Genomic DNA, 13,392 nt, shown 5'->3' with positions numbered 1-13,392 from the left:
GGTAAATTTAAAGTTCGATATTTATTCGTATCAGATTATTCTTTAAGACTTCTCCAGTGCGGCCAATCTCTTTGTCGTCATTATCGGCCCAAGCTTTTCTCCATGCCTTATAGTCCTTGACAAATAGGGCTAGCTCTTTCGGAGGAAGCCAATGAACCGTGAATCGTAGATGTGCCGGTATCTTCTCTCTCAAGAATTCTTCAAGACGAAGCTGAAAATCCGGCCGTTGCCGCGTACGTTCTGTTTGCGAGAGGATTGCCGTTAAGGTAAATTCCCGGGAGGGGACTGGATGATCAGTCGCCTCCGGTGAATGCAGGAGTATGTTTTCCAGAATGAAAATTTGCTCTTCCGCATCTTCCCATCCGAGTATGGAATAGAGATATCTTTCCAATCCGGAAAGGGAGTCTGCGTCGAATAGATTACAGCCCAGATACCGGTCCCGGATAAGTTCCGGTAGTTGTCGCAGGAACCGGACTCTTCGTTGACGGTTTATCTCTTTATGGGAGTAGCGGAGAAAAGGCAGGTTGCTATTTTCTCCGTAGATTTTATCCAACGTATCCAATAGCAGATCTTTGTTTTGTTCCATAGAAGCGGAACCGGGTGTTTCCATATTTAAGGCCATCCAATCTTTTAGATGATTCATTTCTTCATGTCCCTCCGAAAAGAGATGGTCGAATATAGAAAGATATGCCTTGAATGAATCGGTAAACGAGTCCTTGTAGCAAATCGGGAAATCATTTGTGACGCTATAATCATTCAGATGGATATGGCGACTGTCCATGAGGATCGATTTGGCTTGTTTTTTCTGTTCTCGTATTGCATGGTTGATATTATTCCGCGAATGCAAACGATTCAATACTTTTGTGGCATTAATCTCTACCGCTTGTTGGTTTTGGTAAAGTCGTATCTTGATTTGCTCAGGGGAAGATAATGCCAATGTATAGGCGTATTCACCCTCTTCAAAACCTTGAAATTCCAAAGAGTGTATCGATAAAACCCCTTGTATCTGCTTGATCCCTTTGAAAAGCTTGTATATGGGAAGTGCGCTACCTGTATAATGACTTCCCGGTGCGAATAATTGAATCGCCTCCGTATAAATGGCGATCAAGGTTTTTTCCGGAGAGATGCTACCGTCTATATCGATATTTCCAATGAGTAATAAAGGTTTCCTTCTTACGAAATGGATTGCGTGTAGGTGTTCACCTAAATTCCGGTTTGCGTGATATAGTTTCTTAATCTTTTCCTTGATTTTCTTTTCTTCCTGTTTGTGTTGATCTTCTGAGATAAAGGACGAGAGTTCTATAAATATGTCGAACCATCCGTGACAGATCTGATCATTGGATCTATAGGGATGGATTTGTATGTCCGATAAGTTAACTAAGAAGTCAGTGTTATCTAATTGATCTAAAAAATGGTCTCGGTAATCTTTGGGTGTCACAGGGGCCATCCCGGAAACCCGTTCAGGCCTGAACAAGCCGTAATCCTCCGGATTGAAACGATTATCCGATCCGGTGAGATATTGTTCTAATGGGAAACTCATTTGGTAATCCAATTCGCTTAAGGCGTAATTTAAGATGTCCAGAGTCGTGATTCCCGGGTCGTGCGGGGCATGGTCTGTCCACAGTTGCCCTGAAAGCTCCCGGATTGTTTCCAAGGCATTCTTTTGGAGGCTATCGAATATGGATTCCTCCTTTTTTAGCTCTTGCAGGTTGGGCAGATCATCCATGGCTATTCTTGATTAAAGGTGTTTCTCCGGTCGGAGGCGTCCATCCGGTAATCTTTCCATAAATCGGTTATCTGGAAACAAACAAAGATGTTGTCTCCATAATCCCGTCCGCTACGTATTTGCAACTTGCATTTTTGTCCGGGGCCGTACCAACGGAATTTGATCTTGTTAAAAAAGGAACCGAACCAGGATTGATTCGTACGGATTTTTCGATGTTTTCCGTAACAATGGATAGCCGTGGCTTCCACTAATGCGTATTGTCCGCTTTTTAACTTACCGCATCCAGCCATGATGCGGTAGGCACGACATCCTTCCGTTGGTATTTGCAGGGTATGCCATTCGCCATCTGCGGGAAATTTACCCCGTATCGCACCGTCGAAGCGGGTTGCGGAAAGACTGCCGTTGATACGTATATCCATACCGGGTTGGTTCATCTCGATGCGACCGTTTGGATGAAGCGATAGTATCGGTTCATCTTGCCCTTGACGTATGATATGGAGTTGGCTATTGTTACCTAGGTATATTTTCCACTCTGGAATATTGTCTTGTATGTTCGTGAATAAGCTGATGACGGGACTGTTTTCCTTGGAAGGAGCTAACCGTAAGCCATCATCCGGATTTTTATCGATCCCGTCGTCGGAAATATTGACCATGGAATCGATTAATTCGTAGAAATGCTTTTGGTTGGGCATACTTCCGCGCTTAAAGTATTCTTTTAGTGTATTTCTGTTTGTACGAGGCATATCCGGTTTGTTTTATTTGTTAATAATAAAATTACTTCCAACTCCTAAATATCCGAGTCCGAGTTGTTCCAGTAGTTCGTCTTTTTGGTCAATATATAGCAAATGCCTATCAGAAGGAACTAATATGCACCAAGGTTGGGAAGGGCTAACGTTGAAATTTTGCCTTGCCTCTTCCGGGTAGCGGTTTAGATAATAGCTCTTTTGTTGGTCTTTTGCCGTATATACGACATGCGCTACGCTTAATATATCAATGTCCACGATGGCTTCACACTCTCGTATGGAGTTATAAAGATCTGTCGATGAGAACGAAAGCCCAAATACCGGGATCTCTTCCTTATCTCGCCAAGGCGCGATACAATTATTAATGCGTGCCTCTGTCTGGCGGAGTATATCTCCTACGGGATATCCGGGCTTTATCCGGAGGTTACAGCAAACGGTTACTTCCTCGTAGACCGGAGTGATAGCGTCAACGGTAATGAACGGACTTGCTTTGTCACCTATATAATCTTCGATTCGCATGAGTAGCCTATGTTCGCATAAAGGCAAGATCTTTTTATCTTTCTCCTTTTGCATCACGACCAATGTTACGATCGGGCTCCTGTTTTGAGCTTTACTGTCTATTCCGGGCAAGCAAAGTACTTTTTCGACTTCGGGGAACTGAGCCAATGTTATTTGCTCGTAATCCCTAGGCAATACAGCCCGGTTCCGATGGGACATCTCTTGGGTGATCCGGAGCCGCATATCCTCTGGCGTTTCCGGCGAACGTCCTCCTTTAGCGGGTATGATCTGGTAAATATCCGTAAGTCCCGGCATACTTTTCTCGAAAGAAACGAGTCCCGTGAAGCTTTCGAGTTCCTCACTGATCAGGGCTTCCATTTCTTCGGGGATTTCTAACCGGGCTTTCACTGGGTTTAGATAGACATTTCGTATGGATGAACAATTTTGCGTGTGGCAAGATACTTTTGCCGAAAGCCAGAAATCTCCATTTATGTCTAGCATTTCCTCGCTAATAGGTGAGGGAAGCAGGACGTCTACCAAACCTGTATTCAACAGATTCCCGGTTGTATCGGAAAGTAAATTACCCGGTTTGATAAACTCCCATTGCTTGCCGTTGAAGAAAGACCATTGTACGCAAGGAAGATATTCTTTTCCGATTTCCCGTTTCAAGGCAGCCATCTCGAAGAATAAACGGATCTGGTCGTTACCGATCGAGTTACCAATACCGAATAGAATAATCCCATCTTCTGTGGGTACTTCCACCATTGGGAACGGATGACGTAGATCGATTTCATGTAATTCCTTTTGCCTCAATGGATGGATATGATAGATACGGCATCTATCTCTTGGGGTATCGCCATTGAAAAAGTATTCTTCCTCGGCGCTATAACCGATACCTATACTTTCAATCATAGGGTTGTAAGGAGGTTTGGGCACCGGGGTCTGTTTACGGGTATGGCTGTTTCTTATCATGATATCCGCAAAGAGCATCCGGTACTCCGTCTGCCCGAATCCGCCGTTCGGATCTGTGAGTCTAATCCTGAAGAAGCCTTGCTGGGTTTTCGTATATTGATATTGCTCTTCTTCCGTGGAGACCGTAATGTTTTTGAACGGTTTGTCGTAAACGATCTCGCTGTACTCCGAGAGCTTTCCCCTAGGGGAAGTATGCTTGTCTTTCGTATTGAAGAGACAAGATGTACTTCCCGGTAATTTTACCCATTTCTGGTCTGTTAGTTTTTCCCATTCAACTTTGAAGGTGGTATTATCGATAGGTGTCTTATATGCTTGATACAAATCATAGAAACCTCCTTCCGAATAAGGTAGATCCGCCCATTGTAAAGTAATACCCATGGATTGGATAGGCTTGATCGCTATCTCATAATTACCGAATGCGAACCATGAGCCTTTTTGAGCTTCTAACCCGAATAAAGGGAAATGTACGCTTGCGTCTACTTCTCCCAGAGGATTATAGATTTTCAAGGATGACATGCCGGATACATGTACCTTTATCTTTAAGCTAGTAATAAAAATACGGTGTACCCAAGAGTAGGGGAATAACCAAGCATCCGTGTTCATCAATATACGGAGCGCTGGGTTCCGTGTTTGGCAACCATGAGCTTCAGAGCAAGGTGTTGTAGGGTCGAATTTCTCATTAAGGACGAATTTCAGATAAAAGGAGTTTTCGTTGATGAATGTCAAGGTGTAGGTGTATATCGGGGCCCAACCTTTCTCTGTGCTTAACTCCAATAGGAAAGCGTCGTTTAATACACGCCCGGTTTCGTGGGAAGATTGTTCCGTGGTAGCGATTAATTCTTTGAAATATGATATGGAGTCTTCTTCTAATCCGAATGTGATATGTATATCCCGATGTCCTTCCCGAAGTAATAACATGGGAGATTCGATCATCAGTCCGGCTTGTATAGAGGATTGGTTCTCAAAGATTAGCTCTGAGTCCAGATTGGGCTTCTTAGAAGGAACGTTTCCGATCCTGTCATTCAACTGTTTTTGCCAGATGGACGTAACGAAGCCTAATCGGCTCGCTGGATATTTTTTCGGATCTTTTTCCAATAGTAACGAATGTATACTCGTTATTTTCATGTCATTGACCGAATAATCTTCGTCCGTACGATAACAAAATTGGATATCTTGCGCAGGAAATGGTACCTGTGTTATAATACCTGTACCTTTGGGTAACTGGGCTTGCCGTGCGGTATTATTCTTCACGGCGATAAACCAAGCGGAAGGAATAATCGCTTTTTGGGGAGATTCCTTCAATATTTGGTTGACATAAAATAACGGATAAGCTTCCCAGCGTTTATTGAACTGATCTACCAGATATTGATAGTTTTTCAAGAAAGCGATTAAAACAGCTAATGAGGGATCGGTCTCTCCGCTTTTAGCGATTTCTTGGATGTAAATCTCCCGTTTGTTTTGTAAATTACGGAGGATACGTAATAATAGGTAGAGACTTCTACGAACCGTTTTAGGATTGGATAGGGTTATTAGCTGAAGTCTCTGGTTATATTTCTCCATATCCAGAAATAAATCGGACATGGAATCTCTAAAGATCCGATGATTCAATCTTTGATACCAATCAGAGAACTTATGGTATAGAGCGTTTCTTAGATAGGTGATTTCTCTGTTACTTTCCGGTGAGTTCTCATTTTGCCACAAAATGAAACTCTGTTCGATCCCAATTGTATCTGTTTGCTTGATCTCATTGAGTATGGCTAAGGATTGGTAATGATATAAAAAGGATGATTTCGAAAAGGCACGAGCCAATAAATTGGAGAGATTTTTCTCGAGTACTTGAAAAGGCTCATGTATCCGGAAATCATTCTCCAATTTTTTTCTTGTCAATCCATCTTTATTCCATTGTTTATTCATCGGTTAGAATCAAAATAGATAGGATAGGTCAATTCTTGTTGGACATTATTCATACGTATCGTATAATAAAGTTCGATAATCAGAATGCCATCTTGAATCGAAGCCTTATTAATTTCTATGCGATCAAGCGAGACTCTAGGCTCGTATAAGAGAACAGCTTTCTCGATAGCGCTTTTAATCATGGTCTCCATGGTAAGATCTAATTGTTCAAACTGATAACGATATAGTTCCGTACCGTAATCCGGACGATGTATTCGCTCCCCTGTGCGAGTGGAGAGAAGGATGATCAAGCTTTGCCGGATGTCTTCTTCATAATTAGACATGCGGGTGGGATTATCATTATGGCTGAATTCTGGGGGGAATGCCCATCCTTTACCTAAAAAACTATTTTTGTTCTGCATAAATCATTCGATTTAATTAATCATTACAACGCCTCCTTTTACAACGGTTTGGCCGGATGCGGATATTTCGGCGGTGGCAGACCCTTTTACTTTAACTCCCATTTGTGCGGAAACCTCGATATTCAAGCCATTTATCTTGGTATCTTGCTTAGACTTGGATTCGATACCCATTCCTTCTGTCTTGACATTCCCTCTTGCCTTAAATATGAGATCTTTGCCGGATTCTACCATAATTCCGTTTTTATCCATACAGACCTTGTTCTTATTAGCATCGGATAACAGAATTTGCTTTTTGTCATCATCCAATATGAGCGTGTTCTCTCCGGGAGTCCCTATTGTGATAATCTTTTTATCATCGTCCAAAGTAATTTTCAACTGGTTTTTTGTAACAATTGTCTTTAAATTATTTTTTGGATCTAAAGAAACCGGCGTTTTTCGTTTGCGACTGTACAAACTTCCGATAATCACAGGGTGGCAGGGGTCCTCATTGATGAATTGCAGGACTACCTCATCATCGACTTCCGGTAGAAATAACATGCCGACCCCATTGCTTGCGTACGGACTGACCGGCCGAGCCCATATCTCCGTCTTCTCACATTGTAACAAGGGTATATCGACTAATATAAAATTCTCGAAATCTTTATTATCTCCGATCTTTTTAACGATCCCTATTTGTAATCCTCGTATGCCGGGCAAGAAACCACTAGCTGCGGGAGCCACTACATCGGGCTCTTCGGTAATGACTACCGGATTGAAACCCATATAGACTTGTGTCTTCCATTCGCCTCCTTGTAGTGTATGTTCTACTGATTGAACAAATGCGTTTCCACTATAATGTTTGCTTAATCCTTCTAATTTGATAATACAGCCCGGAATAATAGACGCATTCCCGTAAATTGTGATGGAGCCTTGAAAACGTGCCAGACCGCTCCATAAAGCTTGCGCATCGGCCCAAGCATGTAAAGAAGCGTCGCCGATGGGAGCGTTGGTTTGATAAAGCATCACTTCATTTGCCAGACCGGATAGATCCTTTGCGGCGATATCGCCTTGGGCATTGAGAGAAGGTTTGCTGGCGGTGGCTTTGATAATTTGTTGACGGCTCACGTCCCAAGCGCAGGCTTTTGTATCTGTGTATTGCTCGGAAGCGGATATAGAACCATCGAAAGCGATTAAATTATCTCCATAGGTGATGGTTAAGACCGGGGAGGCAGATACATTCGGTTTACATACCTTGACTTGTTTACCGTCAGTGATAACGACTAATCCGTTATTTTGTGCTCGTGTGAGTACAAAATCCCAATCTGTACAATAATATTGTACCAGTTGTGGAATTTCTATACCGGTACTATCTACTTTGGCAGAAAGCCCGTATTGTCCCAGAATCTTCTTGATAACGGCATCATCTTTACTATTTTCATATACATTATTTTTACGTCCAAAGGTTGCAGGATATGCGAACCCCCTACATTCTAAAACAAATAGAGTTTGTTGTTCGCTATTGATTTTTAACTGATGGGTTGTAACGCATCCCTCAAATAAGGTGCTGACCTTATCTGTTGGACCCGCTTGAAACTTAAGCTCCGTACCCGGATTGAATATTTTGTTGTCTGGTATTTCAAATTGGCTGTTGTCGATAATATCAGCGCTGATGGAGATCGTTGCTTTATCGATCTTATTACATGCTCTGTATATTTTTGCATTGATTACGGAGTATTGCTCCGTTACATCTTTACCATTTAGGAATAGTTTGATTATAAATGAATTATCCATATTCATTATATTTTAGGGAACCATAATTGAGTTCCGGGTTTTATATCTCTAAAGCTGATTAGGTTATTAATGGAGGCAATCATTGGAGCGTAACCAGAATTTTTATATTCTTTTGCGCATAACCCGATTAGACTGTCTCCTTGTTTAAAAGTAACGAATTTACCCTCAGCTTTTTGATTTTTCTTTTTTGCTTGTGTCTCTCTACTACTAATCGCCTCTGTTAGTGACAAGGAGCCTTTAGCTCGTAAAGGATTGCCATTGGGCGAGAATAAGGTGTAATCCCAATTTAGGCTGGTTAATCTCCCCTTGAAAATGAGACTCCCCCAAATTACTTTAAGGAAGCAAGGGCTGGGTGGATCGATCTCCGCGCTAGGTAGAAAAATGATATTCTCCAAATCCTTGATCCTTTCTGTCACGGTTTTTTTCCCCGTCGGGATAATACCGGTACCATCGAAGTGTATATCAAAAGAGAGAGTGGAGGGGTTGGTGTGTTTATACTCCGGTAGTTGCTTATCCTCTTTTATGCTTTCGTCTTTCTTATAGGAGGTAGATTTGCTTAACTTATAGCTATCCGGATTGATTTGGACGGTGATATTACCCAATTTCTCGCCACCTTTGTATTCAATTGATTTATATGCCTCGATGATCAACTTTTGGTTCATGTTTTATCGCTCCTTTCTACAAGAAAAAAGGTTAGACAAATCTTTCTTGGCCTCACGAATTATCTCCTCTTTGATTTGTTGTATCAAATCACGGGAGAGAGGGAGGTCGGGTTCCTTTTTCTGTTGTGTCACTTTTGCGGACACTTGGATTTCTTTTATAGTTATAGCCATTGCTTAAATTGTTCTTTTTTCGTATCTTCTGTATCTCTTATCGACATACGGATCAAATTAGTATAAGCCATCTCCAATGTTTCAATCACCAACTCATTCTTTTGGGAATTCAATGCGCTAATGTCCCATTTTACAGGGTAAGCATTGAGCACAGACCAATTATTTAGGGGAAAATGCCCGGCATCCAGCAATGATATAGTTAAATTGACGGGAACGATCTGGGCACTTCCATTATTTTCCAATACTTTAACCACATATGTCTCTAGCACATGAGGCAAAGGCATTAAAGAACGTTTCAACACAAGGTTACCGTGCTTTCGTCGGGTAGGCACCTGATAGCTGAAACTGTTTTCTCCCCCTTCTTTAATCGTTTCCGTCTCCATTTCAAGTTGTAGTCCCGAGACCTCTTGGAAAGAGGTCTCGATCAATCCTTCGAAAGTCACGTTGAAATAAAACGCTACCGGAGGAGGGACAATATGATCAAACCTTAGCATTAAGCGTTTTCTATGGTCAATCCTTCATGCGCTAAATCTAAGGTTTCGATGGCGGCCTCGTTTCCATCGGATTTTAAGCTGACACCGGTAACCTTAGTCGGCCATGCGTTCGATAATTTCCAAACCATCGTAGGGCTTCCTGCTTCATCCAGTAAGCTGATTGTTACATCTTCTCGCTGTATTGTGTTCATTTTTATCTTGTTAAACCAATCGAATAATTTGTTATCCGCTTTGAAAACCCCTTTCTTTAGACTGACATTGCTCGTCTTCTTCAGTCCCGGCATCTTGATATTTGAGAAAACCGGGCTATTACCATGTCGGTACTCAATTACTTGGGCTTCCATATCCAGACCAGATACCTCTTTAAAAGCGATTTCCCCGAGGCTACCTAATTCTACCTTAAAATAAAAACTGGGTAACGGCCATACATTATCTTGTGCTTCTCCTGCCATATTCGTATTTCTTTAATAGGTTTTAATTCTTAAATTATCAGCTTTTTTGCATTTGTTGTTGGAATGTGATCTCGATAAATTCCGCAGGTCTGGTAATAGCCACGAATACAGATATCCTGAGGATACCTTCCAGAATATCCTCGGGAGTCATCGTGTCTCCCAATCCGATATGAATGCTATATGCGTCTTCGGGGGAAGTTCCTGCTAATCCACCTCGTTTCCATACGCCCCGTAAGAATCCGTCTATCATACTACGCATATTTACCCATGTATTTGCTACATTCGGTTCGAATACATAGGCACGGGCGGCGTTCTTGATTGATTCCTCTAGGAAGATCATCGTACGTCTTACGTTAATATAACGCCAGTCTAACGAGTTACCATCCATCGTGCGGGCACCCCAAACCTTGATTCCTTCACCGGGGAAGCTACGGATTGCGTTTACGGCTTTTCCGTTCATCGGTACGTTCAGATCTTCTTGCTCGGCATTTGTGATCGAGAGTGCGGGTGTGACTACGTTATTGATGGAAATATTCGCAGGGGCTTTCCATACTCCCCGGGTGTTATCTACCATAGTATAAAGACCGGCCATCGAAGCTGAAGGCGGAAGTAAATTGATCCTCAAGCGAATCTCTCTCAAAATGGAGCGGTATACGGAACTGACTTGGTATAATAAGGTATGGAAACGTTCCGCCTCGTCCTCTTTCATGGTAAGCAAAAGCTTGAACTTGTCCATAAGTTCATTGACAGCCTCATTCGTTACACCGGACTTCTTTGAGAATTCGTTCAAGATCAGTTCCTCCAATTTCTCTAAACTATCCTTTTCTATATTATAAAAAGTGATATCTTTCTCGGTGACGATAGATGTATTTATCCATGGATAATAGGAGGCACAGTACGCAAGGAAATTGCTACCTATATTTTCCCGGAAACTTTTGATAACCGCACCGTTTTCATCTTTGTATCCGTTGAAAACATCTAATATGGCAAAGCGATTTTTCATATCGTTACCACAGTGCATCAAAGCGGCAGTTTGAACTTTGTAACAATCGCCTTCCTCCATATATACGGCTTCCGGAACGACGACCAACGTGGGCTCCTGTTCTTTTTTTAAGGCTAAGAGCGCATTTGTAAAGTCTATGCTTTTAAAGTCATGCTCATAATCTCCTACGGAGACGATATAGCACGGTCCTCCACCGTTAGCGTAGAACAACAACATATTATAATATAAAGCATAGAACGTTTTTGGCAAAGTAAGCTGGCAACTTCCGTCGGGGAATAATACGTTTATGTCATTGGTGGTGTCCTCACTCTCGGAATCTTCCGGACGAATTCCGAATCGCAAGGTGGGAGCGAAACCGAAGAACGAATGGAACTCAGCCATAGAAGATATACGGAAAGGGATACCGGTCAAATCCTTGTTACCGTCCCGTGCGAATTGGGTATGCCCGATAAAGGCAGGGATGGCGGTAGCGACTTCTACGACTGAATTAGGAAAAGCGTTTTTCTCTATGATATAAACGCCAGGGGTTTTCATTTGTGCCATACGTTATTTTTTTAAGGATTTAGATATAAAGAATTTGTATAATAGAATTCTCGGTAGATTGTAATTCCTTTATAAGAAAACGTCCCAAAGAGGGAACAGGAACATGCCTTAATAGCATTCTTTTAGCATATTCTCTTTTCTCGTAAATCGTGATATCTGATCTTCTTTGGTAATAAGACTCTTCCTTAATCTTTATCGGATATTCTGTGCTGATACGAAAAACGTCCTTATCCATGAAACGGATTTGCTCGGGATTCTTGAAGCTAATATTTTCCGGTCCATTATCCTCCATAAAAATATCCATTGACGCATTTTCTGGATTACGAGGTATCAAGATAAAATCCCAATAGGCTTCTTTTGTGTGATAATGGATTTCTTTCTGTATTGGGCATTTCGTTTTTAATAATTCTTTGGTAACATGAATGATCACATTGAGCCGATTCAGTCGGTTATCGATAACACTTAATTGTATATCTGAATCATTTAGCTCTTCCGGTAGCAGGGATTGTGTATACAGTAAAAAATTCGGATCTTTTGAATGTGCTTGAAACTCAAGGTTGAGACCATCCGGGGAGGTTGAAAGGTGATCAAGAAGCTCTTCTCGATCTCCAATTAGTGCATATTGATTTCGACCCGTTTGCCTAAAAGGATATTTAGGTCCTCCTAATACGACTCTATTCGTTCTCCTGGGTTCTATTTCGAAGATTTCAGAAGGAATACATTCATTATAATATTCATGGCTAAATATAATGTTAATTAAAAAGTCAAATTTCATCATTGGTTTGTTTTATCGTTATAATATTCCAAAAGTAGATAAAAAGAATATGGCATGATATTAAATGCTATATGTTTGATAACATTATTTCTAATTTATTTTTTGACTTGATATTCGTTGTTTTATATCCTTGATTTCTGTTCCGTCAAAAGATATGATTCGTGCTTTACATAGGATTGATGGATAATAATGCCCTCCTAATATACTCCATATATTGCTGAGCTCTTGTATACTAATTGTTACGGGCTCGAGCGTTATGGTACCTTGGTCTGGTAATTTAAGAATGGAATTTTGTTGTAAGAAGGAGATTGAATCCGATAATATTTGTATAGATTCTAAGTATCTTTTAGATGAAAAAACAGCGGCAACCATAATATATATATTCAAGTACCATGGTGGAGATGTTTGTTGGAATGTGTTATTTTTTGTGTTCCTATAGGGGGCAGAGATTCCCATTGCTGTCTCTCGCTCTATATTCACGATAGAAAGTATGATTTTATCCGATTGATCCTCATTTGGAGTCGCATCAATACTTCCGGCTTCCACTATAATTTCTGCCCGTTCATAATAGCTGGAAAGAAATTCGTTCATTTTCTCTGCGAGTGTGTTTATTAATACGTGTATCATGGTCTTTTGCTTTATTTGTGCTAAAGGTAAGGAATAAATTTGTTTTTCTGCTTTATAATTTCATTGTCTGAATTCTTTCTAGCAAATTACCTTCGTTTCGATTCGTGATAAGAATTAAAATCGTTTTTTGATTATCATAGATAATTACGTCTTGGCGGTTTCCTGAAAAAGATTGAAAGAAAAGTTGATCCTGAGATTGGGCTATGCTTATTGTGTATTTTTTATCTACTCTTATTTTCTATTATGTGACTTCGGAAAAACACGTACGACTTTTTTCGAAAACACGTACGACTTTTCTCATAAACATGTACGACTTTCCGGTAAAACATAATCGTGTTTTTAAACTGTTAATGTTCAGTGATTTATATTTTTGTATCATTCACGCACTTATTGTATGGAAAATTATCACATCGCCACTCAATAAATCATAATATACCTCCATGTAGAAGTGCGGCATGCTATGTCTCTATAACAGGATGTCTCCAATAGGGTGAGAATCGAGTAGTATGGCTTTATCACACGTACATTATATAACTTGTTAAGTCTTGAAAAAAAACTTGAAAAATAATACTGAAAATGTTTGGTAGTTATGTTTTATAGCACTACTTTTGCACCCGCATTCGAGAGAGAACGCCGGTCCA

At 40.9% G+C, this 13,392-nt stretch carries 11 protein-coding genes; all 11 read right to left on the bottom strand.

What is annotated here, in order from left to right:
- Nucleotides 1–7: 7 nt before the first annotated feature.
- Entirely contained in the window at nt 8–1,726 is a 1,719-nt protein-coding gene (locus tag DW205_RS11810) for a hypothetical protein (protein ID WP_005867023.1), read from the bottom strand.
- A gap of 2 nt (nt 1,727–1,728) precedes the next feature.
- A complete protein-coding gene (locus tag DW205_RS11805; RefSeq protein ID WP_226766670.1) occupies nt 1,729–2,418 on the bottom strand; it encodes a hypothetical protein in 690 nt (229 codons plus the stop codon).
- A 63-nt stretch (nt 2,419–2,481) separates the two neighbouring features.
- Nucleotides 2,482–5,853, bottom strand: a complete 3,372-nt coding sequence (locus DW205_RS11800) for a hypothetical protein (protein WP_005867026.1) — start codon at nt 5,851–5,853, stop codon at nt 2,482–2,484.
- Nucleotides 5,850–6,254 carry a GPW/gp25 family protein gene (locus DW205_RS11795; protein ID WP_005867028.1) on the bottom strand — a complete coding sequence of 135 codons (405 nt, stop codon included), beginning with the start codon at nt 6,252–6,254 and terminating at the stop codon, nt 5,850–5,852. Before DW205_RS11795 ends, DW205_RS11800 begins: the two co-directional genes overlap by 4 nt.
- Before the next feature lie 12 nt (nt 6,255–6,266).
- Nucleotides 6,267–8,024: a type VI secretion system tip protein VgrG gene (gene vgrG / locus DW205_RS11790; protein WP_005867030.1), complete on the bottom strand. Its 1,758-nt coding sequence runs from the start codon at nt 8,022–8,024 to the stop codon at nt 6,267–6,269.
- A gap of 5 nt (nt 8,025–8,029) precedes the next feature.
- Nucleotides 8,030–8,686, bottom strand: coding sequence for a hypothetical protein (locus DW205_RS11785; RefSeq protein WP_005867031.1), 657 nt, complete (start codon nt 8,684–8,686; stop codon nt 8,030–8,032).
- A gap of 161 nt (nt 8,687–8,847) precedes the next feature.
- Nucleotides 8,848–9,351: a phage tail protein gene (locus DW205_RS11780; RefSeq protein ID WP_005861439.1), complete on the bottom strand. Its 504-nt coding sequence runs from the start codon at nt 9,349–9,351 to the stop codon at nt 8,848–8,850.
- Nucleotides 9,351–9,803, bottom strand: coding sequence for a phage tail protein (locus tag DW205_RS11775; protein WP_005861441.1), 453 nt, complete (start codon nt 9,801–9,803; stop codon nt 9,351–9,353). Before DW205_RS11775 ends, DW205_RS11780 begins: the two co-directional genes overlap by 1 nt.
- Nucleotides 9,804–9,840: 37 nt before the next feature.
- Nucleotides 9,841–11,349 carry a phage tail sheath C-terminal domain-containing protein gene (locus tag DW205_RS11770; RefSeq protein ID WP_005867035.1) on the bottom strand — a complete coding sequence of 503 codons (1,509 nt, stop codon included), beginning with the start codon at nt 11,347–11,349 and terminating at the stop codon, nt 9,841–9,843.
- Nucleotides 11,350–11,368: 19 nt separating this feature from the next.
- Nucleotides 11,369–12,124, bottom strand: a complete 756-nt coding sequence (locus DW205_RS11765; protein ID WP_005867037.1) for a hypothetical protein — start codon at nt 12,122–12,124, stop codon at nt 11,369–11,371.
- A 90-nt stretch (nt 12,125–12,214) separates the two neighbouring features.
- Nucleotides 12,215–12,751: a DUF4255 domain-containing protein gene (locus tag DW205_RS11760; protein ID WP_005867039.1), complete on the bottom strand. Its 537-nt coding sequence runs from the start codon at nt 12,749–12,751 to the stop codon at nt 12,215–12,217.
- Nucleotides 12,752–13,392: the final 641 nt, after the last annotated feature.

The sequence above is a fragment of the Parabacteroides sp. AM17-47 genome (assembly GCF_003434625.1).
Lineage (GTDB): Bacteria > Bacteroidota > Bacteroidia > Bacteroidales > Tannerellaceae > Parabacteroides > Parabacteroides distasonis.
This window is presented reverse-complemented; position numbering and strand designations above follow the sequence as displayed.